Genomic DNA, 24009 nt, shown 5'->3' with positions numbered 1-24009 from the left:
CTCAATGCTCCCGGCTTTCGAAGTCGATGCGCGGATCGACAAAGGTGTAGGTGAGGTCGCCGATCAGTTTCACCACCAGCCCCAGCAGGGTGAAGATGAACAGGGTGCCAAAAACCACCGGGTAATCGCGGTTGATCGCCGCTTCAAAACTCATCAGGCCGAGGCCGTCGAGGGAGAAGATCACTTCGACCAGCAGCGAACCGGTGAAGAAGATGCCGATGAACGCCGACGGGAACCCGGCGATCACCAGCAGCATGGCGTTGCGGAACACATGGCCGTAGAGCACGCGATGGTGGGTCAGGCCCTTGGCCTTGGCGGTGACCACGTATTGCTTGTTGATTTCGTCGAGGAAGCTGTTTTTGGTCAGCAGGGTCATGGTCGCGAAGTTGCCGATCACCAGTGCGGTCACCGGCAGCGCCAGGTGCCAGAAGTAATCGAGCACCTTGCCGCCCATGCTCAGTTCATCGAAGTTGTTCGACGTGAGCCCGCGCAAGGGGAACCAGTCGAGGTAACTGCCGCCGGCAAACACCACGATCAGCAGGATGGCGAACAGGAACGCCGGGATGGCGTAGCCGACGATGATCGCCGAACTGGTCCAGACGTCGAAGTGACTGCCGTGGCGCGTCGCCTTGGCGATTCCCAGGGGAATCGACACCAGGTACATGATCAGGGTGCTCCACAGCCCCAGGGAGATCGACACCGGCATCTTTTCCTTGATCAGGTCGATGACCTTGGCGTCGCGGAAGAAGCTGTCGCCGAAATCCAGGGACGCATAGTTCTTGACCATGATCCACAAGCGTTCCGGTGCCGACTTGTCGAAGCCGTACATGTGCTCGATTTCCTTGATCAGGGCCGGGTCCAGCCCTTGGGCGCCGCGATAGGCCGAGCCGGCCACCGAGACTTCGGCACCGCCACCGGCGATGCGGCTGGTGGCGCCTTCGAAACCTTCGAGCTTGGCGATCATTTGCTCCACCGGCCCGCCAGGGGCGGCCTGGATGATCACGAAGTTGATCAGCAAAATGCCGAACAAGGTCGGGATGATCAGCAGCAGTCGCCGAAAAATATACGCCAGCATCTGATTACTCCGTGCCCGCAGGGTCGGCTTGCAATTTGGTTTCGATCTCTATTGCAGGTTTGGCATCGGGCTTGACCCACCAGGTGGCGGTGCCGATGTCGTATTTAGGCGAGACCTTGGGATGGCCGATGTGGTTCCAGTAGGCCACGCGCCAGGTCTTGATGTGCCAGTTGGGAATCACGTAATAGCCCCATTGCAACACCCGGTCCAGTGCCCGGGCATGGGCCACCAGGCTTTTGCGCGAATCGGCGTTGATCAGTTGTTCGACCAGTTGGTCCACCACCGGATCCTTGAGGCCCATGGTGTTGCGGCTGCCGGGTTTGTCGGCGGCAGCGGTCATCCAGAACTCGCGCTGTTCGTTGCCCGGTGAGTTGGACTGCGGGAAGCTGCCGACGATCATGTCGAAGTCCCGCGAGCGCACGCGGTTGATGTACTGCGAGACGTCGACCCGGCGGATCACCAGGTCGATGCCCAGGTCGCTCAGGTTGCGCTTGAACGGCAGCAGCACCCGCTCGAACTCGGTCTGGGCCAGCAGGAACTCGATCTTCACCGGTTTACCGGTGGTATCGACCATTTTGTCATCGACGATGCGCCAGCCGGCCTCTTGCAGCAGTTGATAGGCCTTGCGCTGCTGGGTGCGGATCATGCCGCTGCCATCGGTAATCGGGTTCTGGAAGGCTTCGCTGAACACCTGTTCGGGGATCTTGCCGCGGAACGGATCGAGGATCGCCAGTTGATCGGCATCGGGCAGCCCGGTGGCGGCCATTTCCGAGTTCTCGAAATAGCTGCGGGTTCGCGCGTAGGCGCCGTTGAACAATTGCTTGTTGGTCCACTCGAAGTCCAGCAACAGCGTCAGGGCCTGGCGCACTCGCACGTCCTGGAACAGCGGGCGACGCAGGTTGAACACGAAGCCTTGCATGCCGGTGGGGTTGCCGTTGGGGATCTGCTCCTTGATCAGGCGGCCCTCGGTGACCGCCGGGATGTTGTAGGCGTTGGCCCAGTTCTTGGCGGTCATTTCCAGCCAGTAGTCGAACTGCCCGGCCTTGAGCGCCTCCAGCGCGACGGTGTTGTCGCGGTAGTAGTCGGTGGTCATCACGTCGAAATTGTAGAAACCACGGTTGGCCGGCAGGTCCTTGCCCCAGTAGTCCTTGACCCGCTCATAGCGCACCGAACGCCCGGCCTTCACTTCGCTGACCCGATAGGGGCCACTGCCCAGGGGGATTTCGAGGTTGCCCTTGTTGAAATCGCGGGTCGCCCACCAATGCTTGGGCAGGACCGGCAACTGACCGAGGATCAGCGGCAGTTCGCGGTTGTTGTTGTGCTTGAACTTGAACAACACCGTGAGCGGATCTTCGGCGACCACTTCGTCGACATCGCTGTAGTAGCCGCGGTACATCGGGGCGCCATCCTTGATCAGGGTCTGGAAGCTGAACACCACATCTTCGGCGCGTATCGGATGACCATCATGGAATCGCGCTTCCGGGCGCAGGTAGAAACGCACCCAGGTATTGTCCGGTGCCTTCTCGATCTTGCCGGCGACCAGGCCGTATTCGGTGAAGGGTTCGTCCAGGCCATGTTTGGTCAGGGTGTCGTAGATCAGATTGATGTCGTCGGCGGCCACCCCCTTGCTGATGAACGGGTTGAGGCTGTCGAAGCCGCCGAACCCGGCCTGGCGGAATTTTCCTCCCTTTGGGGCGTCCGGGTTGACGTAATCGAAGTGCTTGAAATCGGCCGGGTACTTTGGCGGCTCGTTGTACAGGGTCAGGGCATGCTGCGGGGCGGCACAGGCCAGCCCGGCGAACAACAGGGCGCTGGCCTGCAGGAGCAGGGCGCTTGCAGGTTTCATTGATCTTTCTCCGAAGATTTCAGCCACCACGCGCTCAGGCCCAGGGTGTAGGGCGGTGTGGTGACGAAGGCCAGCCGGTTGCGGTAGGCCAGGCGATGATAGTTGAGGTACCAGTTGGGAATGCTGTAGTGCTGCCACAGCAGTACCCGATCCAGAGCCCGGCCGGCGGCGACTTGCTCATCGCGACTCTTGGCGGCGAGCAGTTGTTCGAGCAGATGGTCGACCACTGGATTGGCGATGCCTGCGTAATTCTTGCTGCCCTTGACCCCGGCCTGGCTGGAGTGGAAGTACTGCCACTGTTCAAGGCCCGGGCTGAGGGTCTGGTTGAGCGTCATCAGAATCATGTCGAAGTCGAACTGGTCGAGGCGCTGCTTGTACTGCGCACGATCGACCGTTCGCAGCCGCGCGTCGATGCCGATGCTGGTCAGGTTCTCGACATAGGGCTGAAGAATGCGTTCCAGGTTCGGGTTGACCAGCAGGATCTCCAGGCGCAGCGGTTGTCCGGCGGCGTTTTGCAGGCGTTGGCCGTTGAGCTTCCAGCCGGCCTCGGCGAGCAGCCCCAGGGCTCTGCGCAGGGTTTCCCGGGGAATGCCGGCACCTTGGGTCTGCGGCAGGCTGAAGGGCTCGGTGAACAGCCTGGCGGGCAACTGCTCGCGCCAGGGTTTGAGCATCAGCCATTCATGCCCGACCGGCAGCCCGGTGGCGGAGAACTCGCTGTTGGGGTAATAGCTCATGGCGCGCTGGTAGGCGCCGCTGAACAGCGTGCGGTTGGTCCATTCGAAGTCGAACATCAAGCCCAACGCTTCACGAACCTTCACGTCAGAGAACGTCGGGCGGCGGCTGTTCATGAACAGGCCCTGGCTCTGGGTCGGAATCTGGTGCGGGATCTGCGCCTTGATCACTTCACCGCGGCGGATCGCCGGGAAGTTGTAGCCGGTGTCCCAGTTCTTCGCCTGGTGCTCGATATAGATGTCGAACTCGCCGGCCTTGAACGCTTCGAATGCCACATCGCTGTCGCGGTAGAACTCGACTTCCATGCGGTCGAAATTGTACTTGCCTCGATTGACGGCCAGATCCTTGCCCCAATAGTCCTTGACCCGCTCGAAAACGATCTGCCGTCCCGGTGTCACCGACGTGATGCGATACGGTCCGCTGCCCAGCGGGGGCTCGAAGGTGGTGGCCTTGAAATCGCGACCCTTCCAGTAGTGTTGCGGCAGGACCGGCAACTCGCCCAGGCGCAGGATCAGCAGCGGATTGCCGGCGCGCTTGAAGACGAACCGTATGCGCTGCGGGTTGAGGATATCGACCCGCGACACTTCCTGCAGGTTGGTGCGGTACTGCGGATGACCTTCCTTGAGCAGCAGACGGTAGGAGAACGCCACGTCGTAGGCGGTGATCGGCGTGCCATCGTGGAAGCGCGCTTCGGGGCGCAGGTTGAACACCACCCAGCTGCGGTCCTCGTTGTACTCCACCGACTGGGCTATCAGGCCATAACTGGATGTCGGCTCGTCACCGGAGGGGGCGTACTGGCCGGTGCCGACCATCAGCGGTTCGTTGAGTTCGTTGATGCCGTATTGCAGGAAGTTCGGCGTAGTCACCGGGCTGGTGCCCTTGAAGGTGTAGGGGTTGAGCGTATCGAAGGTGCCAAATGCCATCACCCGCAACGTACCGCCCTTGGGCGCTTGCGGGTTGACCCAGTCGAAGTGGGTAAATCTGGCCGGATACTTGAGCGTGCCGAACTGCGCATAACCATGGCTTTCGCTGATCGTCGCGCTTGCGGTGGAGCTCAAGGCCAGGCTGATCAGGAGCAGGAGGAGGGGACGCTTCAAGTCAGAGATCCGATCCAGGCGGCTTGGGCTTTGTGGGCCGTACAGTAACAGCTTGTCTGGACAGGAAAAAGACAGGGGTTTAAAGCAGATCTGATCCGTTGCAGGAGTCGGCTTGCTCGCGGTGGTTTGGGAGATTACGCGTAAAACTGGAAGCGTGGCGGCGCTCTCTGGTTTTTCGCGAGCAGGCTCGCTCCTACAGAAGGGGTGAAAAAATTCGCGGACAAAAAAAGCCCCTGAATGCAGGGGCTTGTTTTTAATGCGGGTTGGCGACGATGAGCATTTGACCGGGTTTCAGCGCCTGGCCAACGCGCGGGTTCCAGCGCTTGAGGTGTTGCATTTCAACGTTGAAGCGCTTGGCCACGATGTACAGCGAGTCGCCTTGCTGAACCTTGTATTGGGTTTGTGGCTTCCTGGTCTCGCTCTTGTTCCTGGCGTTGGTCGCGACCACAGTATTGATGCGTCCGGAGCCGCGCTTGCCGGTGTCCTGAATGACCAGGGTCTGGCCAGGCTTGAGGTTCTTGCCACTGAGCTTGTTCCAGCGCTGCAGGTCCTTGATGTCGACGTTATTGGCCTTGGCGATGGAGCCCAGGTTGTCACCCCGCTTGACCCGGTAGTTGCGTTTGACACTCGCCACCCGGATGTCATCAGCGCCCTCGAAGACCGGTTTGCGCGGTTTCTTGCTGATCAGCTCTTCAGGACGCATGGTCTGCAGGCTGGTGGTCAGCAACTGCGCCTTGGAGGTCGGCACCAACAGATGCTGGGGGCCGTCGAGGGTGGTGCGCTGTTTGAACGCGGGGTTGAGCTGGAACAGTTCGTCTTCGTCGATGTTGGCGACTTCTGCGACCTTGGACAGGTCCATGCGCTGGTTGATTTCGACGACCTTGAAGTAGGGTTCGTTGGCGATCGGGTTGAGGTTCACGCCATAGGCTTCTGGCGCCAGCACCACTTGCGAGAGGGCCAGCAGCTTCGGCACATAGGCCTGGGTCTCAGCAGGCAGCGGCAGGTTCCAGTAGTCGGTGGGCAGGCCGAGCCTTTCATTGCGCTCGATGGCCCGGCTGACGGTGCCTTCGCCCGCGTTGTACGCGGCCAGGGCCAGCAGCCAGTCGCCGTTGAACATGTCGTGCAAGCGGGTCAGGTAATCCATTGCCGCAGTGGTCGAGGCAGTGATATCGCGACGACCATCATAGGAGCGGGTTTGACGCAGGTTGTAGTAACGCCCGGTGGACGGGATGAACTGCCAAAGACCCACCGCGTCGGCCCGGGAGTAGGCCATCGGGTTGTAGGCGCTTTCAATCACCGGCAACAGCGCCAGTTCCAGCGGCATGTTGCGCTCTTCGAGGCGTTCGATGATGTAGTGAATGTAAAGGCTGCCACGAGAGCCGGCGTTTTCGAGGAAGGATGGATTGCTGGCGAACCACAGACGCTGTTGCTCAATGCGCGGATTGACGCCCAGGCCGTCCTGCAGCTGGAAACCCTGGCGCATGCGTTCCCAGACGTCCTGCGCCGCCTGCGGGCTCGGCTTTTCACTGAGCCAGACAGGTTTTTGCTTGGCACGAGCGGCAATATTCGGAGTGTGTGCCGCATCGGTTTGCGGCACATGGCTTGAGCAGCCCGCCAATGTCGCGGACACAGCCACCGCTATGGCTTGAGCCAGGCGGGTCAATGCATCCGAATTGATGGCTTTGCGAATAGGTGACGACATTGGCTGGAAGTAAGTTCCGGGCAAAAATGTCGGGGGATTCTAGAAAGCGCACCCCCTGCGGTCAACCATTCAGAATTTGCGGAACCTCGGGGACTCTGTTCAGAACGTGTCTTTCCAGGCTCGCAAAACCGCAAAAACCATATCGGGCGCCGGGTTATGCGTGCCGGTCCGTTCGTCAGCTTTTTCTTTAACGGATGTTTCAGCGGTGCGCAAGAACGGGTTTGTGCGTTTTTCCAGGCCCACCGTGGACGGCAACGTAATGACGCCGGCTTCCCGTTGGCGGGTCACGGTGGCCAGGCGCTCGAGGGTGTCGGGATTGCCGGGCTCGACCGCCGCGGCGAAGCGCAGGTTGCTCAGCGTATATTCGTGGGTGCAGTACACCCGGGTGTCCTCGGGAAGGGCCGCGAGGCGTGACAGCGAGGTGTACATTTGCAGGGGGGTGCCCTCGAACAGGCGGCCGCAACCGGCCGCGAACAGGGTGTCTCCGCAAAACAGCAGGCCGCGATGATAATAGGCAATATGCCCCAGGGTATGGCCAGGCACGGCGATGACATCGAAGTCATGGCCCAGCACGCTGATACGGTCGTTATCCTTGAGGGCAATGTCCCGCGCCGGAATGTTTTCGCTGGCCGGACCGTAGACGGTGGCGTCGGTGGCTTTTTTCAGCTGCTCGACGCCACCGACATGGTCATGATGGTGGTGAGTGATCAGAATATCGCTCAACACCCATCGCGGATTGGCTGCAAGCCAGGCCTGCACGGGGGCGGCATCGCCAGGGTCGACCACTGCACAGCGCTGGGTATCGTGGTCCTGTAACAGCCAAATGTAGTTGTCGGTAAAGGCGGGCAGGGCAGTGATCTGTATCATCGTCGGATTCGCCAATTGGAAAGCAATGGCGCATCTTAGAGCTTCCTGGCGCGTTGGAGAATGCAATGACCGATAAAGCGTTCGCTCAGGCTGATCCTGACTGGCTGGCGTTGATCAGCGCGGCCCGTGAATGGCTGTCCGGCCCCATCGGGCAGTTTTTGCTGGATGAAGAACGACGCATGCTCGAAGAAGAGCTGGGTCGTTTTTTTGGTGGCTATCTGGTCCATTACGGCCCGTCTGCGCAGACGCCGCCGTCAGCGCCGCAGGTACAGCGCAATGTACGCCTGGGTGCACCGTTGCCGGGGGTCGAGATTGTCTGCGAAGAACAGGCCTGGCCGTTGAGCGAGCATGCCGCCGATGTGGTGGTCATGCAGCATGGGCTGGATTTCTGCCTGTCGCCCCATGGCTTGCTGCGCGAAGCGGCGAGCAGCGTACGCCCTGGCGGTCACCTGTTGATCATCGGGATCAATCCCTGGAGCACTTGGGGGCTGCGCCATTTGTTCGCTCACGATGCATTGCGCAAGGCTCGCTGCATTTCCCCCTCGCGTGTGACCGACTGGCTGAACCTGCTGGGCTTTGCGCTGGAGAAACGTCGTTTCGGGTGCTATCGTCCGCCGCTCGCGTCACCGGCCTGGCAGACCCGTCTGGCCGGTTGGGAGCGCATGGCCGGTCAATGGCAGTTGTCTGGCGGCGGCTTCTATTTATTGGTGGCGCGCAAGATAGTGGTGGGCCTGCGCCCATTGCGTCAGGAGCGTCGCGAACCAATGGGCAAGTTGATTCCTTTGCCCATGGCCAAGGTCAACCGTCGTCGTATCGAACCGTAATTCACCTTGTATTTCCTGGCCGGGGTTGCCCCGGTCTCGGGCGTTGTCGATCACCGATCGGCGAGCCACCGCATTTTCTGGATAGATTGGCATGAGCGATAGCGTAGAACTCTTCACCGACGGCGCCTGCAAAGGCAATCCTGGCCCTGGCGGCTGGGGTGCATTACTGGTGTGCAAGGGGGTTGAAAAGGAACTTTGGGGTGGCGAAACCAACACCACCAACAACCGCATGGAGCTGATGGGCGCGATCCGTGGCCTGGAAGAACTCAAGCGTCCCTGTGACGTGCTGCTGGTGACCGACTCCCAGTACGTGATGAAAGGCATCAACGAGTGGATGGCCAACTGGAAGAAACGCGGCTGGAAAACCGCTTCGAAAGAACCGGTCAAGAATGCCGACCTGTGGAAACTGCTCGACGAACAGGTCAATCGTCACAACGTCACCTGGAAATGGGTGCGCGGACACATTGGCCATCACGGCAACGAGCGGGCCGACCAACTGGCCAACCGCGGCGTGGATGAAGTGCGCGGGTTCAAGCAGGCCTGATGACCGGGTCGTCGCCATCGCGAGCAGGCTCGCTCCCACAGGAAACTTACGAACCATGAAGATCCAGCGTGGAGCCTGCTCGCGATGGGGGCAACACGGCGTACCTGAAAGACCTTGGCGAGCGTGTTAACATCGCCGCTTTTGCACGATTGACCGATTGAGAGCTGAGCATCAGATGGCCACCAGATCCGTTGTACTCGACACCGAAACCACCGGCATGCCGGTGACCGACGGCCACCGGATTATCGAAATCGGTTGCGTCGAGTTGATCGGTCGGCGCCTGACCGGGCGGCATTTCCACGTCTACCTGCAACCGGATCGCGAAAGTGATGAAGGCGCCATCGGCGTCCACGGCATCACCAACGAATTTCTGGTGGGCAAGCCGCGTTTTGCCGAAGTGGCCGAAGAATTCTTCGAATTCATCAAGGGCGCGCAGCTGATCATCCATAATGCGGCGTTCGACGTTGGCTTCATCAACAACGAATTCGCACTGATGGGCCAGCACGACCGTGCGGACATCACGCAGCACTGCTCGATCCTCGACACCCTGCTCATGGCCCGGGAACGTCACCCTGGCCAGCGCAACAGCCTCGATGCCCTGTGCAAACGCTACGGCGTCGACAACTCCGGCCGTGAACTGCACGGCGCCTTGCTCGACTCCGAGATTCTTGCCGACGTTTACCTGACCATGACCGGCGGCCAGACCAGCCTGTCGCTGGCCGGCAATGCGTCCGATGGCAATGGTTCCGGCGAAGGCGCGGACAACTCCGCCACGGAAATCCGCCGTCTGCCCGCCGACCGCCAGCCGACCCGTATCATTCGCGCCAGCGAAGACGATCTGGCCCGGCATGTGGCACGCATGGAAGCCATCGCCAAGTCGGCCGGTGCGCCGGCGCTGTGGGTGCAGTTGGCCGAGGCGGAGGCACAGGCCTAGGTCTTTTCCCACTGTGGATGACCCGTTTTGGGGCGTCGCACTCGCTACATCCGCTGCAACCCTCTAACCTGAGGGTATTGGCAGGCTCTGGTCTGCCGCCTCAGGACACTGAGCCCCATGTATAAAGATTTGAAATTCCCGGTCTTGATCGTCCATCGCGACATCAAGGCCGACACCGTTGCCGGTGACCGCGTGCGGGGCATTGCCCGGGAGCTGGAGCAGGAAGGTTTCAGTATTGTCTCGGCCGTGGATTACACCGAGGGGCGTTTGGTGGCTTCGACGCATCACGGTCTGTCGTGCATGTTGATCGCGGCGGAAGATGCCAGCGCCCATACGCATTTGTTACAGAATATGGCCGAGCTGATCGGGCTGGCGCGGGTGCGTGCGCCGGACCTGCCAATCTTCGCCCTGGGCGAGCAAGTCACCCTGGAAAACGCCCCGGCCGACGCCATGGCCGAGCTCAATCAGCTGCGCGGGATACTTTATCTGTTCGAAGATACCGTGCCCTTTCTCGCTCGCCAGGTGGCGCGGGCGGCGCGCAAATACCTCGATGGCTTGCTGCCGCCGTTTTTCAAAGCCCTGGTGCAGCACACCGCGGACTCCAATTATTCCTGGCACACCCCTGGGCATGGCGGTGGCGTGGCGTATCACAAAAGTCCGGTGGGGCAGGCATTTCACCAGTTCTTCGGGGAAAACACCCTGCGTTCGGATTTGTCAGTGTCGGTGCCGGAGCTCGGTTCGCTGCTGGATCACACCGGGCCGCTGGCCGAAGCAGAGGCCCGTGCGGCCCGTAACTTCGGTGCGGATCACACCTTCTTTGTGATCAACGGGACGTCGACCGCGAACAAGATCGTCTGGCACTCCATGGTCGCGCGCGATGACCTGGTGCTGGTCGATCGCAACTGTCACAAGTCGGTACTGCATTCGATCATCATGACGGGCGCGATCCCGCTGTACCTGTGCCCGGAGCGCAATGAGCTGGGGATCATCGGTCCGATTCCGCTGAGCGAATTCAGCCGCGAAGCGATCCAGGCGAAGATCGATGCCAGTCCATTGACCAAGGGGCGCGCGCCCAGGGTCAAGCTCGCGGTGGTCACCAATTCAACCTATGACGGCCTGTGCTACAACGCTGAGCTGATCAAGCAGCAATTGGGCACCAGCGTCGAGGTGCTGCATTTCGACGAGGCCTGGTACGCCTATGCGGCGTTTCACGAGTTTTTCGCCGGACGCTACGGCATGGGCACCTCACGCAGTGAGGACGGCCCGCTGGTGTTCACCACCCATTCCACCCACAAGTTGCTGGCAGCATTCAGCCAGGCCTCGATGATTCATGTGCAGGACGGTGGTGCGCGTCAACTCGATCGAGACCGTTTCAACGAAGCCTTCATGATGCACATCTCCACGTCGCCGCAGTACGGCATCATCGCTTCGCTGGACGTCGCTTCGGCCATGATGGAGGGCCCGGCCGGGCGTTCGCTGCTTCAGGAAATGTTCGATGAGGCCCTGAGTTTTCGCCGGGCGCTGGCCAACCTGCGCCAGCACATCGCCGCCGATGACTGGTGGTTTTCCATCTGGCAGCCGCCTTCGGTGGAAGGCATCGACCGGGTTGTCACACAAGACTGGCTGCTGCAACCGGAGGACGACTGGCACGGCTTTGGCGGCGTGACCGACGATTACGTGCTGCTCGATCCGATCAAGGTGACCCTGGTGATGCCGGGCCTGACCGCGGGCGGCGCCCTGAGCGAGCGCGGGATTCCGGCGGCCGTCGTCAGCAAGTTCCTGTGGGAGCGCGGGCTGGTGGTGGAGAAGACCGGGCTGTATTCGTTCCTGGTGCTGTTCTCCATGGGCATCACCAAGGGCAAGTGGAGCACGCTGCTCACCGAATTGCTGGAATTCAAGCGCAGCTACGACGCCAATGTCAGTCTGGCCCATTGCCTGCCGTGCGTGGCGCAGGAGAATGTCGCGCGTTATCAGGGCATGGGCCTGCGTGATCTGTGCGATCAATTGCACGCCTGTTATCGCAGCAATGCCACGGCCAGGCATCTCAAGCGCATGTACACCGTCCTGCCGGAAATCGCCATGAAGCCGGCAGACGCCTATGATCAATTGGTGCGCGGCGAAGTTGAAGCGGTGTCGATCGATGCTCTGGAAGGGCGTATCGCTGCCGTGATGTTGGTGCCATACCCGCCGGGGATTCCGTTGATCATGCCCGGCGAGCGTTTTACCGAGTCGACCCGCTCGATCATCGACTACCTGAAGTTTGCTCGCACGTTCGACAGCAGCTTTCCCGGGTTTGTCGCCGATGTGCACGGCTTGCAACACGAAGATGAGGGCAATGGACTGCACTACACCGTCGATTGCATCAAGGAGTGAGGACCTTTCCCAGTATGCAACCGGTCATAAATCCGATTTACCCAGGGCTGTCGGTGCGCGTCGCCGATGAAGGTTTTGCCGCCTATATCTGGGGCAGCGATTTCAGTTTTGAAGTTGCCGCCTACGGCGTACCTGAAATAGGCAAGCCCGTGGAGCAATGGCACGTCACGCCGATCACCCCCTACCGCAAGTGCTATGGCATCGACCCCGAGGAGTTCAGCAGTTATCGCGACGCCGCCGACAGCGCGATTTTCATGGCCTATCTGGATGACGAGCCAGTGGGGCATCTGGTGGTCAGCACCAACTGGAACGGCTTTGCCCATATCGACGAATTGGCGGTGCATGCGCCTGCCCGGCGTCATGGCGTGGCCAAGGCGCTGCTGGATGTGGCGCAGTTCTGGAGTCGCAAGAAGAAGCTGCCAGGCATCATGCTGGAAACCCAGAACAACAATCTGGGCGCTTGCCGTCTCTATGAGCGCTGCGGCTATGTGGTAGGCGGCATCGATCATCTGCGTTATCGGGGTATCGATCCCAACACTGCCGAGGTGGCGTTGTTCTGGTACCGCTTTTTCGATAATCCGCTGGAAAAACCGATCAGTTCGCCAACATCGCCGCGGCTTGTTCCGTGATGATCGCCAGCAAGGCCTGAACGGCGGGGGAAGGCTCGCCGTTTTTAAGGCTCAAGGCGTAGAGACTGACCGGCACCGCGGGCGCCAGCGGGCAGACATCGAGCCCGGCCGATTTGGCACCGAGGGCGGTGAAGGGGTCGACGATGGCCAGGCCTTCACCGGCCTCGACCATGCTGCGCATCATCTGGTGAGTCTGCACCCGTGTGTGGATCACCGGTGCCGGGCGCAGCCCATGCAGTTTGTTTTCCAGCGCCGGGCTGAGCGGGTCGTGACCTTCGAGGCCGACCATCGCCTGGCCCGCCAGGTCCTGCAAGGAAATGTACTTCTGCCGGGGTTGCAACCAGCCGTGGGGCGCGAGCAGCTGCAGTTTGCCCTGGGCAATCACCTGGCATTCAATTTCGGGCCGATCCGGGTCATGCAAGCTCAATCCCAGATCGCTTTCGCGCAGCAGCAAGCTTTTGACGATCTCGCGGGTGGGTTGGCTGAGCAGGGTGCAGGGCGCATCGGGCAGGCGTCGACGCAGCGCCGCAATGCTTTGCGGCAGCAATTGCTGGGCCAGGGGCGGCGTGCAGATGATGCGTAAGGGAGGGGCCTGGTATTGCCTGAGGCTGTTGGCCAGGCGCTGCACCGGTTCGAGCGCATCGTAGACGTGGGCCATTTCGACTTGAAGCTCCCGTGCCTCGCGGGTGGCTTGCAGGCGCCCGCGTACGCTGGAGAACAACATGAAGCCCAACTGACCCTCGGCGTCGCGCAGAATGCGTTCGACTTCGGCCACCGGCAGCTGCAGCCATTCGGCGGCAGTGCCCAGGTGACCGGTCTGCAGGAGCGCCTGGATCACTTCGATATGGCGTAAGCGCATGCGTGAAGTCCATGTTCAGCAGGTGAGGGAGTCAGTGGCTGAATCCTAACCCATGTCTGCGCTTAAGACTTCTGCTCATGCCATCGAGTTATGAAACGCTGCTCGATACGGGCTCGCGGGTAATGGTGACGCCCGATTGCACCAGCAGGAATTCGTTTTCATCCAGCTTGTTCACGCGATCGCCAATTGCCAGCTTGTACGTGGTGACAGGCGCCGCGCTTGCCAGGCCGTCTGCCGGCGGGGTGGATTCCTGGAACTCATGTACGGAATAAATGCGGCCTTCCGCGTCTCTTGCATGGAACTGACCGACGAGTACTGCTGCCATCTGCTTAGAACCTCTGGAGATAAATCACTCAATTTGCGGCTCAGTAGACCGTCGCTGGGTGAAGTAAGTTTTCCTACAGGAAAAAAATAGTCAGGGACGGCGTTTCCGTTCGCCCACTGTTTGAATCGTCATCTATAACTACAAGCTCCTCCCATCGGACAGTCGAGAATCTTCCATGAGCAACGTCTTTAAGGTCGCAGTCCTGGTCGGCAGCTTGAGAAAGGATTCGATCAATCGCAAGATCGCGCTGGCCCTGGCCGATCTGGCACCGGCCAATCTCAAGCTGACTATTGTCGAAATCGGCGATCTGCCGCTGTACAACGAAGACATCGATGGCGCTTCACCGCCGGCAGCCTACAGCACTTTCCGACAACAGGTGAGCTCATCCGACGCAGTGCTCTTCGTCACTGCGGAATACAACCGCTCGGTGCCTGCCCCGATGAAAAACGCCATCGACGTGGGTTCGCGTCCATATGGCAAAAGTGTCTGGAGCGGCAAGCCCGGCGCGGTGATCAGTGCATCGCCTGGCGCGATCGGCGGATTTGGCGCCAACCATCACCTGCGGCAGTCCATGGTGTTCCTCAACGTGCCGATGATGCAGCAACCGGAAGCCTACCTGGGCGGCGCCGGTTCGGCGTTCGACGAGGCGGGCAAGCTGTCCGAATCGGTCAAGCCGTTCCTGCAGAGTTTCATCAATGCCTATGGGCAGTGGGTTGAGCAGCACAAGCAGGCCTGAGATTGTTTGCAGGCTGAGGGAGCTTGTCTGTGACAAAGGGCGGGCCCCCTCAATTCAGGTCACACACGCAAAACAGCATTGATCCCGTGGGCGCCATTGCCACGGACGGCGGCTCTACTTCAGAATCCCCGCCGGTCCGCCCCTTGCTCAAGGCTGTTTCGCATGCTCGCCGCTTCATTGATTTTTCTTCTGACGATTACCCTGGTTATCTGGCAGCCCAAAGGCCTCGGCGTCGGTTGGAGCGCGGTGCTGGGCGCCGTACTCGCGCTGATTTTCGGCGTGGTGCATCTGAGCGACATCCCGCTGGTGTGGCAGATCATCTGGAACGCCACCGGTACCTTTGTCGCGCTGATTATCATCAGCCTGTTGCTCGACGAAGCCGGGCTGTTTGCCTGGGCGGCGCTGCATGTGGCGCGATGGGGGCGGGGTAATGGACGAAAGTTGTTTGCCTATATGGTGCTGCTCGGCGCGCTGGTTTCGGCGTTGTTCGCCAATGACGGTGCTGCCCTGATATTGACGCCCATCGTGATTTCCATGTTGCTGGCGTTGCGCTTTTCGCCGACGGCCACCCTGGCATTTGTCATGGGCGCCGGTTTCATTGCCGACACCGCCAGCCTGCCATTGGTGGTGTCGAACCTGGTGAACATCGTTTCGGCGGACTTCTTCAAGATCGGTTTCAACCGCTATGCCGCGGTGATGATTCCGGTCAACCTGGTCAGCGTGGCCGCGACCCTGGCGGTGCTGATGTGGTTCTTCCGGCGCGACATTCCCCGGGATTACGACCCCGAACAACTGGAGCACCCGGCTTCTGCGATCCATGACAAGGCGACGTTCTATGCCGGTTGGGCAGTGCTGGTGATTCTGTTGCTTGGTTGTTTTGCGCTGGAGCCGCTGGGCATTCCGATCAGTGCCATTTCGGCGGTGTGTGCGGCCTTGCTGCTGGCCATCGCGGCCCGCGGTCACAGGATTTCCACGCGCAAAGTCATGAAAGAAGCGCCGTGGCATATCGTTATTTTCTCGCTGGGCATGTATCTGGTGGTCTATGGCCTGCGCAACGCCGGGCTGACCGGTTATCTGGCGGTCTGGCTGGACGCCTTTGCCGGATATGGCGTCTGGGGCGCGGCACTGGGTACGGGGGTGCTGACCGCGTTGTTGTCGTCGATCATGAATAACCTGCCGACGGTGCTGATCGGCCTGTTGTCCATTGATGCGAGTCAGGCAACGGGAGTGGTGAAGGAGGCAATGATCTACGCCAACGTCATCGGCAGCGACCTGGGCCCGAAAATCACCCCGATTGGCAGCCTGGCGACCCTATTGTGGTTGCATGTGCTGGAACGCAAGAACATCCAGATTGGCTGGGGGTACTACTTCAAGGTCGGGATTGTGTTGACGGTGCCGGTGTTGCTGGCAACCCTGGCGGCGCTGGCGGTACGGTTGTCCGTTTAAATCGCGTCGCCGCCATCGCGAGCAGAGGGCTCAGGTGCAACGAGAACCTGTGGGAGCGGGCTTGCCCGCGATGGGGCCACTACAATCGCCATAAAATCCGGATCAACCCTGGCCCGGCACATTCGGCCAAAGATCCGCCACCAGAAACAATCGCTCAGCTTCCTCCCAGTCGCCCTGGGCATTTTCCGTCAGCCGAACCAGCAGTTGCGCCGGCGCCAGCGGCTCCAGATCGCTTAACCACGCTTGCAGTTGCTCGGCGCTCCATGTCTGCTCGGCAGGGTAGTGCGCTGGCGCCAGCCAGGCATGGCGGGGCAGGGGTTGCCAGCGGCCAGACGGACTCTGGGCCGCGAACTCGGCCCAATCCTTTTGGTGCAGCCACCGACCACGCAGGTGCTGTGGATGCGCACCTCGCGGTGGCGCCGCTTGCCCCGGCCAGGGATAAAGCAAGTAACCACCCAGCCACAAATGAGCGCTGAACTCGCGGATGCCCAGCGCCGCCAGCACTTCGCGGCTTTCCGGTCGCGCGGAAATCGGCAATTGATGCTGGCACAGGTGTGCCAGTTTTCGATCCAGCCGATCATGGCAACCAGGGCCGAGCCATTGCGCGGTATCGTGGCCGTCGCCGTTTTGCGGCCCCAGGTACAGCTTGATCGCCAGCTCCAGGTGATGCACGCCGTCTCGATCACGCAGCAGCATGTCCAGTTCGCCGAGGGTGTGGCCTTCGCGGCGGATCGGCATATTGGCGGCAATCATCTCGATGCCGGGTGCGTGCTGTACGGCAAATTGCCAGAGACGTTCGTAGTAAAGGCCCAAGCGCCGGGTGCGGGCCTGGGCCAGCCAATGCAACAAGCCGTAACTGTCTCGATCCAGTTGTAGCAGCCAGTGTTGCAGGCGTTCCGGCGCCTGTACCCAGTCACTGCCGGCCAGCGGATGGCGCTGCGGCCACGGGGTGTCGCTGAGCATCGGCGGCGCCAGGATGACCCATGCCAGGTCGCGCACTTCGGGGTGGCGCAACTGGTGGGGTAACTGCAGCAAATCTGGAAATAGGATCATCTTGCGAGCATAGCCCGAAACCGGAAGCCGCCTTGAGGCTGAAAGGATTTTGTCTATCAGCGGCTTTCGCCCATAATCGTGCTTTTCGCCGTCGCTGCCCTTCCTTAGGAGCCCCATGGAGCAATTTCGCAATATCGGCATCATCGGTCGTCTGGGCAGTTCTCAGGTGCTCGATACCGTTCGCCGACTGAAACGGTTTCTGCTCGATCGTCACCTGCATGTGATCCTCGAAGACACCATCGCTGAAGTCTTGCCGGGCCATGGTCTGCAAACCTCCTCGCGCAAGATGCTCGGCGAAGTCTGCGACATGGTCATCGTGGTCGGGGGCGATGGCAGCCTGCTGGGCGCGGCCCGTGCGCTGGCCAGGCACAATATTCCGGTGCTCGGCATCAACCGCGGCAGCCTGGGCTTTCTGACCGACATCCGCCCCGATGAGCTGGAAGTCAAGGTCGCCGAAGTGCTCGACGGCCACTATCTGGTGGAAAACCGCTTCCTGCTGCAGGCCGAAGTCCGCCGTCACGCCGAGGCCATCGGTCAGGGCGACGCATTGAACGACGTGGTGCTGCACCCCGGCAAATCCACGCGGATGATCGAGTTCGAGCTGTACATCGACGGCCAGTTCGTCTGCAGCCAGAAAGCCGACGGCCTGATCGTCGCCACGCCGACGGGGTCGACCGCCTACGCGCTGTCTGCGGGCGGGCCGATCATGCACCCCAAGCTCGACGCTATTGTGATTGTGCCGATGTACCCCCATACCTTGTCGGGCAGGCCCATCGTGGTCGATGGCAACAGTGAGCTGAAAATCGTCGTGTCCAAGGATATGCAGATCTACCCGCAAGTCTCGTGTGACGGGCAGAACCACTTCACCTGTGCGCCGGGTGACACCATCACCGTGAGCAAAAAAGCCCAGAAACTGCGGCTGATTCACCCGCTCGACCACAACTACTATGAAGTCTGCCGGACCAAGCTCGGCTGGGGCAGCAAGTTGGGGGGTGGAGGCGACTGATGCTCGATCCCGCGCGTAGCTATGACCTGATCGGTGACGTGCACGGTTGCGCTCTGACCCTGGAGCACTTGCTCGACCGACTTGGTTATCACAAACAAGCTGGCGTCTGGCGTCATGCCTCGCGCATGGCGGTGTTCGTCGGTGACATCATCGACCGTGGCCCACGGATTCGCGAGGCGCTGCACATCGTCCACGACATGGTCGAGGCCGGTCAGGCGCTGTGCATCATGGGCAACCATGAGTTCAACGCGTTGGGCTGGAGTACGCCGGCACTGCCTGGCAGCGGCAAGCAGTTCGTACGCGAACACACCCCGCGCCATGCCCGGTTGCTTCAGGAAACCCTGACCCAGTTCGAGCATCATCCAGCGGACTGGCATGACTTCTTGCAATGGTTCTATGACATGCCGTTGTTCGTCGATGCCGGGCGCTTCCGGGTGGTGCATGCCTGTTGGGATGCGAGCTTGATCGAACCGTTGCGGGCATTGTTCCCCAATGGTTGCGTCGATGAACACTTCCTTCAGGCGTCTGCCATACCCGGCAGCTTCGCCTGTACCGTGTTTGACCGATTGCTGCGCGGCACCGACATGCGCCTGCCCCATGGCCTGACCATGACCAGCGGCGATGGCCTGACACGCTCGTTCTTCCGGACCAAATTCTGGGAAGACGATCCGCAAACCTACGGAGACATCGTGTTCCAGCCTGACGCCTTGCCCGAACCGGTGGCCCGCACGCCGCTGTCGTCAACCGAGAAAAACAACCTGCTGCGCTACGGCATCGACGAACCGTTGCTGTTCGTCGGCCATTACTGGCGTAGCGGCAAACCGGCCCCGATTCGTCCGAATCTGGCGTGTCTGGATTACAGCGCCGTGCTCTACGGCAAACTCGTTGCCTATCGACTTGACCAGGAAAGTCGTCTCGATCCGCATAAATTCGTCTGGGTCGATGTTGAGCGGCCGGAGGTGCTGCAATGACGACAGTCGCCGTATTGCGCTTGCCCCTGGCGGTGGATTTGAGCGGGTTCGTCAAACTGCTGCAGCGCATGCAGGTGCCCCATCGGGTCAGTGAGGAGGCGGGCGAGCAAGTGCTGTGGGTACCGGCGAACATCAGTGAAGACGTCCGGGTGCTGTACGAACGCTATCCGGCGGGCGACCCCGATGAGCAACTGGATATCCCGGTGGCGAGGACGGTTCGCCGGCCGAGCTTGCGCTCGCAGCTTCGCCATGCAAAAGGCACGGCGTTGGTGCTGTTGCTCAGCCTGATCGTCGGTATCGTGACTTGGCTGGGCGATAACCTAGACACCATGCGCTGGCTGACTTTCCTCGATTATCACGTCGTCGGTGAGTACATCCACTTTGTGCCATTGGCCGACAGCCTCGCGGCTGGGCAATGGTGGCGACTGGTGACGCCGATGCTGATCCACTTCGGCATCCTGCACCTGGCCATGAACGGCATGTGGTACTGGGAGCTGGGACGGCGCATCGAATCGCGTCAGGGCACTGTCAATTTGATAGGCCTGACCCTGTTATTCAGCCTCGTGTCCAACTACTCCCAGTTCGTATTCGGCGGCCCGACCCTGTTTGGCGGGTTGTCCGGCGTGTTGTACGGGCTGCTCGGGCATTGCTGGATTTTCCAGATATTGTCGCCGAACGCCGCCTATCGTTTGCCCCGCGGGGTGCTGGTGATGATGCTGGTGTGGCTGCTGCTGTGCCTCTCCGGGCTGGTCTCGATGATCGGCTTCGGTGAAATCGCCAACGCGGCCCATGTCAGCGGGCTGCTCGTCGGATGCTTGACCGGTTTGTTGGGTGGTTTGTACAACCGCCGTAAACTGGCCGCCTGAAACAGTTATGTAAATAGAGAGCGCGGAGACCCAATGTCCTCTTTTAACGAAATGATCAAAAACATCACCCCGGACATCTACCAGAGCCTGAAACTGGCGGTGGAAATCGGTAAATGGTCCGACGGCGGCAAGCTCACCGCCGAGCAGCGCGAGCTGTCGCTGCAAGCGATGATCGCCTGGGAAATCAAAAACCTGCCTGAAGAAGAGCGTACCGGCTACATGGGGCCGCAGGAATGCAGCTCCAAATCGATTCAAGTGCCCAATATTCTGTTTAAGTCGGATGCCATCCATTGATCGAGATTGGCCGCGGTGCAATCAGTAAAATGTCGGCGCGCCTGGACGGGCCGAACGTGCAATACGCCTTTCGCCTGGGCGACGCCGAGGTACCGGTCAACCCCTTGATCGGCACCACGGTTCGCCTGGAATACCTGGGAGCGATCCACTGCACCCATTGCGGACGCAAGACCAAAACCAGTTTCAGCCAGGGCTACTGCTACCCCTGCATGAGCAAACTGGCCCAGTGCGACGTGTGCATCATGAGCCCGGAGCGCTGCCATTACGACGCCGGCACTTGCCGCGAGCCGGAGTGGGGCGAGCAGTTCTGCATGACCGATCACATCGTGTACCTGTCGAACTCGTCCGGGGTGAAAGTCGGGATCACCCGCGCCACCCAGTTGCCGACCCGCTGGATCGACCAGGGCGCCAGCCAGGCCTTGCCGATCATGCGTGTGTCGACTCGCCAGCAATCGGGCTTTGTCGAGGACCTGTTCCGCAGTCAGGTCGCGGACAAGACCAATTGGCGCGCCTTGCTCAAGGGGGATGCGGCGCCCGTGGACCTGGCGCAGGTTCGCGATCAGTTGTTCGAGAGTTGCGCCGAAGGCCTGCAAGGGTTGCAGCAGCGTTTCGGCCTCCAGGCGATTCAGACCGTCGCCGATGTCGAACCACTCGAAATCCGCTACCCGGTCGAGCAATACCCGGCCAAGATCGTCAGCTTCAACCTGGACAAGCAGCCGATTGCCGAAGGCACGCTGATGGGGGTCAAGGGCCAGTACCTGATCTTCGACACCGGCGTGATCAACATTCGTAAATACACGGCTTATCAGCTGGCCGTGCATCAGTAAGGACTCCAGCATGCGCACCGAACAACCGAAGATGATCTACCTCAAGGACTATCAGGCACCCGAGTACCTGATCGACGAAACGCACCTGACCTTCGAGTTGTTCGAGGACCACAGCCTGGTCCATGCGCAACTGGTGATGCGCCGCAATCCCGAGCGCGGTCCGGGCCTGCCGCCGCTGGTGCTGGACGGCCAGCAACTGGAACTGCTGTCAGTGACGCTGGCTGATCGCGAGCTGGGCATCGCCGATTACCAGTTGACCGAGAATCACCTGACCCTGCACCCGACCAGCACCACCTTCACGGTCGACACCAGTGTCAGGATCCACCCGGAAACCAACACCGCGCTGGAAGGCCTGTACAAATCCGGCACGATGTTCTGCACCCAGTGCGAGGCCGAAGGCTTCCGCAAGATCACCTATTACCTCGACCGTCCGGACGTGATGAGCACGTTCACCACCACCGTGGTCGCCGAGCAGCACAGCTATCCGGTGCTGCTGTCCAACGGCAACCCGATTGCCTCGGGGCCTGGCGAAGATGGCCGGCACTGGGCGACCTGGGAGGACCCGTTCAAGAAGCCGGCATACCTGTTCGCGCTGGTGGCCGGTGATCTGTGGTGTGTCGAGGACAGCTTCACCACCATGACCGGGCGTTCCGTGGCGCTGCGCATCTATGTCGAGCCGGAAAACATCGACAAGTGCCAGCACGCCATGAACAGCCTGAAGAAGTCCATGCGCTGGGACGAAGAGGTCTACGGTCGCGAATACGACCTGGACATCTTCATGATCGTTGCCGTGAACGACTTCAACATGGGTGCGATGGAGAACAAGGGCCTCAACATCTTCAACTCCAGCGCCGTGCTGGCCCGGGCCGAAACCGCCACCGATGCCGCGCACCAGCGGGTCGAGGCGATCGTTGCCCACGAGTACTTCCACAACTGGTCGGGCAACCGCGTGACCTGCCGCGACTGGTTCCAGTTGTCGCTCAAGGAAGGCTTCACGGTTTTCCGCGATTCGCATTTCTCCGCCGACATGAACTCGGCCACGGTCAAGCGCATCCAGGACGTGGCGTACCTGCGCACTCACCAATTCGCCGAAGACGCCGGCCCCATGGCCCACGCGGTGCGTCCGGACAGCTTCATCGAAATTTCCAACTTCTACACCCTGACCGTCTACGAAAAGGGTTCGGAAGTGGTCGGCATGATCCACACCTTGCTCGGCGCCGAAGGTTTCCGTAAAGGCAGCGACCTGTACTTCGAGCGCCACGACGGCCAGGCCGTGACCTGCGACGACTTCATCAAGGCCATGGAAGACGCCAATGGCGTTGACCTGACCCAGTTCAAGCGCTGGTACAGCCAGGCAGGCACGCCACGCCTGGCGGTGAGCGAGTCCTACGACGCGGCGGCCAGGACCTACAGCCTGACCTTCCGCCAGAGCTGCCCGGAAACGCCGGACAAGGTCGAGAAACTGCCGTTCGTGATCCCGGTCGAGCTGGGCCTGCTGGACAGCCAGGGCAACGAAATCGCCTTGCGCCTTCACGGCGAAGCCAGCGCCCAGGGCACTACCCGGGTGCTTTCCGTGACCGAAGCCGAGCAGACCTTCACCTTCGTCGACATCGCCGAACAACCGCTGCCGTCGCTGCTGCGAGGCTTCTCGGCGCCAGTGAAACTGAACTTCCCGTACAACCGCGACCAACTGATGTTCCTGATGCAGCACGACAGCGACGGGTTCAATCGTTGGGATGCCGGCCAGCAGCTGTCGGTGCAAGTGCTGCAGGAACTGATTGCCCAGCAGCAAAAGGGTGAAGCGCTGGTGCTCGATCAGCGCCTGGTTTCGGCCTTGCGCACCGTGCTGTCCGACGAGTCGCTGGATCAAGCGATGGTCGCGGAAATGCTCTCGCTGCCAAGCGAAGCCTATCTGACCGAAATCAGCGAAGTGGCCGACGTCGAGGCCATTCACATCGCCCGCGAGTTTGCCCGCAAGCAACTGGCCGAAGCGTTGTTCGACGGCCTGTGGACGCGCTATCAGGCCAACCGCGATCTGTCGAAGCAGACCCCGTACGTGGCCGAGGCCGAGCATTTTGCCCGCCGTGCGCTGCAGAACATTGCGCTGTCGTACCTGATGCTCAGCGGCAAGCCTGAAGTCCTGGCGGCGACACTGGAGCAGTTCGACACCTGCGACAACATGACCGAGCGCTTGACCGCACTCGCGGTGCTGGTCAATTCGCCGTTCGAAGAGCAGAAGGCCAAGGCGTTGAGCAGTTTCGCCGAGCACTTCAAGGACAACCCGCTGGTCATGGACCAGTGGTTCAGTGTCCAGGCGGGCAGCGTGTTGCCAGGTGGCCTGGAGCGGGTCAAGGCGTTGATGCAGCATCCGGCGTTCAACATCAAGAACCCGAACAAGGTGCGGGCACTGGTAGGCGCATTCGCCGGGCAGAACCTGATCAACTTCCATGCGGCCGACGGTTCCGGGTATCGCTTCCTGGCAGACCTGGTGATCGAGTTGAACGGCTTCAACCCGCAGATCGCTTCCCGCCAACTGGCACCGCTGACCCGCTGGCGCAAGTACGACAGCGCCCGCCAGGCCTTGATGAAAGGCGAGCTGGAGCGCATTCGTGCTTCCGGCCAGCTGTCCAGCGATGTGTTTGAAGTGGTCAGCAAAAGCCTGGCTTGATGCCTTTTGCGCGCAGTGCCAGTCACTGCGCGGTGCCTAAATCTCGAGCAAGCTCGCTTCTACAGGGTTCTGTCTGATCCTGGCAGGAGCCAGCCTGCTGGCGATGGTTGTCAACGATAACGCGTGTGACCTGGATAAACGCGGCGCACTTGAGTCCATCGCGAGCCGGCTCGCTCCTCCAGGTATGGCGTTACATCCCCCTGAGCCAGCTCGCGATGATGTCGGCCCAGATACCATCATCCTTCCTGATACCCCCTCATTCACCCGCGCCCGTTATCCCTTCAGTTAACAAAACATAACGTGCCGTCGATTGTCAGCCCTTCAAAAACACCGAT

The 24009-nt window shown here is 60.8% G+C and carries 21 protein-coding genes; 13 read left to right on the top strand and 8 right to left on the bottom strand.

All coding sequences use genetic code 11. The annotated features are described in order from the left end of the window. Position 1: 1 nt before the first annotated feature. The 5 genes from ACVWYU_RS05770 to gloB all read right to left on the bottom strand — a co-directional run bounded on the left by ACVWYU_RS05770 (position 2) and on the right by gloB (position 7319). Positions 2 to 1075 (bottom strand): microcin C ABC transporter permease YejB, encoded by a 1074-nt coding sequence (locus ACVWYU_RS05770; protein WP_090320812.1) that lies wholly within the window; start codon positions 1073 to 1075, stop codon positions 2 to 4. 4 nt (positions 1076 to 1079) lie between these two features. Further along, positions 1080 to 2921, bottom strand: coding sequence for an extracellular solute-binding protein (locus tag ACVWYU_RS05765; protein WP_247255740.1), 1842 nt, complete (start codon positions 2919 to 2921; stop codon positions 1080 to 1082). Next, positions 2918 to 4732 (bottom strand): extracellular solute-binding protein, encoded by a 1815-nt coding sequence (locus ACVWYU_RS05760; RefSeq protein ID WP_390959977.1) that lies wholly within the window; start codon positions 4730 to 4732, stop codon positions 2918 to 2920. Before ACVWYU_RS05760 ends, ACVWYU_RS05765 begins: the two co-directional genes overlap by 4 nt. Positions 4733 to 5003: 271 nt before the next feature. Continuing rightward, the gene (locus tag ACVWYU_RS05755) at positions 5004 to 6452 is read right to left on the bottom strand and encodes a transglycosylase SLT domain-containing protein (protein ID WP_247255742.1); all 1449 of its coding nucleotides are present in this window, start codon (positions 6450 to 6452) and stop codon (positions 5004 to 5006) included. 99 nt (positions 6453 to 6551) lie between these two features. Next, entirely contained in the window at positions 6552 to 7319 is a 768-nt protein-coding gene (gene gloB / locus ACVWYU_RS05750) for a hydroxyacylglutathione hydrolase (RefSeq protein ID WP_390956326.1), read from the bottom strand. Positions 7320 to 7384: 65 nt separating this feature from the next. Between gloB and ACVWYU_RS05745 the strand changes: the two genes are divergently transcribed. From ACVWYU_RS05745 to ACVWYU_RS05725, 5 genes are all read left to right on the top strand, one after another. Further along, positions 7385 to 8143, top strand: a complete 759-nt coding sequence (locus ACVWYU_RS05745; RefSeq protein WP_090320827.1) for a class I SAM-dependent methyltransferase — start codon at positions 7385 to 7387, stop codon at positions 8141 to 8143. 91 nt (positions 8144 to 8234) lie between these two features. Beyond that, positions 8235 to 8687, top strand: coding sequence for a ribonuclease HI (rnhA, locus tag ACVWYU_RS05740; protein WP_090320830.1), 453 nt, complete (start codon positions 8235 to 8237; stop codon positions 8685 to 8687). A 175-nt stretch (positions 8688 to 8862) separates the two neighbouring features. Beyond that, the gene (gene dnaQ, locus ACVWYU_RS05735; RefSeq protein ID WP_090320833.1) at positions 8863 to 9621 is read left to right on the top strand and encodes a DNA polymerase III subunit epsilon; all 759 of its coding nucleotides are present in this window, start codon (positions 8863 to 8865) and stop codon (positions 9619 to 9621) included. A gap of 117 nt (positions 9622 to 9738) precedes the next feature. After that, entirely contained in the window at positions 9739 to 11994 is a 2256-nt protein-coding gene (locus tag ACVWYU_RS05730) for an Orn/Lys/Arg family decarboxylase (protein ID WP_457372186.1), read from the top strand. 14 nt (positions 11995 to 12008) lie between these two features. Then, entirely contained in the window at positions 12009 to 12623 is a 615-nt protein-coding gene (locus tag ACVWYU_RS05725) for a GNAT family N-acetyltransferase (protein WP_457372185.1), read from the top strand. On the opposite strand, the gene ACVWYU_RS05720 is transcribed toward ACVWYU_RS05725, so the two are convergent. Together ACVWYU_RS05720 and ACVWYU_RS05715 are read right to left on the bottom strand one after the other, a co-directional pair. Next, on the bottom strand, positions 12589 to 13482 hold the full coding sequence (locus ACVWYU_RS05720; RefSeq protein WP_390956324.1) for a LysR substrate-binding domain-containing protein: 894 nt from the start codon (positions 13480 to 13482) through the stop codon (positions 12589 to 12591). The two genes, ACVWYU_RS05725 and ACVWYU_RS05720, sit on opposite strands and share 35 nt — an antisense overlap. 88 nt (positions 13483 to 13570) lie before the next feature. Continuing rightward, positions 13571 to 13807: a hypothetical protein gene (locus ACVWYU_RS05715; protein WP_090320845.1), complete on the bottom strand. Its 237-nt coding sequence runs from the start codon at positions 13805 to 13807 to the stop codon at positions 13571 to 13573. 175 nt (positions 13808 to 13982) lie between these two features. On the opposite strand from ACVWYU_RS05715, the gene ACVWYU_RS05710 reads away from it, so the two are divergent. Both ACVWYU_RS05710 and ACVWYU_RS05705 read left to right on the top strand, forming a co-directional pair. Beyond that, a complete protein-coding gene (locus tag ACVWYU_RS05710) occupies positions 13983 to 14543 on the top strand; it encodes an NADPH-dependent FMN reductase (RefSeq protein WP_457372184.1) in 561 nt (186 codons plus the stop codon). 162 nt (positions 14544 to 14705) lie between these two features. Beyond that, on the top strand, positions 14706 to 15989 hold the full coding sequence (locus ACVWYU_RS05705) for an arsenic transporter (RefSeq protein ID WP_390956322.1): 1284 nt from the start codon (positions 14706 to 14708) through the stop codon (positions 15987 to 15989). Between the two features lie 102 nt (positions 15990 to 16091). On the opposite strand, the gene ACVWYU_RS05700 is transcribed toward ACVWYU_RS05705, so the two are convergent. Beyond that, positions 16092 to 17042 carry a DUF1853 family protein gene (locus tag ACVWYU_RS05700; protein WP_457372183.1) on the bottom strand — a complete coding sequence of 317 codons (951 nt, stop codon included), beginning with the start codon at positions 17040 to 17042 and terminating at the stop codon, positions 16092 to 16094. Positions 17043 to 17157: 115 nt separating this feature from the next. Here ACVWYU_RS05700 and ACVWYU_RS05695 point away from each other — a divergent pair, with 115 nt between their 5' ends. The 6 genes from ACVWYU_RS05695 to pepN are packed head-to-tail and all read left to right on the top strand — an operon-like array spanning position 17158 to position 23674. Then, positions 17158 to 18048, top strand: coding sequence for an NAD(+) kinase (locus ACVWYU_RS05695; protein ID WP_007988608.1), 891 nt, complete (start codon positions 17158 to 17160; stop codon positions 18046 to 18048). Then, positions 18045 to 19019: a metallophosphoesterase gene (locus tag ACVWYU_RS05690; protein WP_457372268.1), complete on the top strand. Its 975-nt coding sequence runs from the start codon at positions 18045 to 18047 to the stop codon at positions 19017 to 19019. The genes ACVWYU_RS05695 and ACVWYU_RS05690 overlap by 4 nt, the downstream gene beginning before the upstream one ends. After that, positions 19016 to 19885, top strand: coding sequence for a rhomboid family intramembrane serine protease (locus ACVWYU_RS05685; protein ID WP_457372182.1), 870 nt, complete (start codon positions 19016 to 19018; stop codon positions 19883 to 19885). The genes ACVWYU_RS05690 and ACVWYU_RS05685 overlap by 4 nt, the downstream gene beginning before the upstream one ends. A 33-nt stretch (positions 19886 to 19918) precedes the next feature. Next, positions 19919 to 20179, top strand: a complete 261-nt coding sequence (locus tag ACVWYU_RS05680) for a YeaC family protein (RefSeq protein ID WP_020799300.1) — start codon at positions 19919 to 19921, stop codon at positions 20177 to 20179. Beyond that, positions 20176 to 21006 (top strand): DUF2797 domain-containing protein, encoded by an 831-nt coding sequence (locus ACVWYU_RS05675; protein WP_457372181.1) that lies wholly within the window; start codon positions 20176 to 20178, stop codon positions 21004 to 21006. Before ACVWYU_RS05680 ends, ACVWYU_RS05675 begins: the two co-directional genes overlap by 4 nt. A 10-nt stretch (positions 21007 to 21016) precedes the next feature. Further along, positions 21017 to 23674 (top strand): aminopeptidase N, encoded by a 2658-nt coding sequence (pepN, locus tag ACVWYU_RS05670; RefSeq protein WP_457372180.1) that lies wholly within the window; start codon positions 21017 to 21019, stop codon positions 23672 to 23674. Positions 23675 to 24009 lie beyond the last annotated feature (335 nt).

It is taken from the genome of Pseudomonas sp. TE12234, from assembly GCF_054061835.1.
The sequence above is the reverse complement of the archived record's forward strand: the minus strand, read 5'-3'. Positions and strand labels throughout refer to the sequence as shown.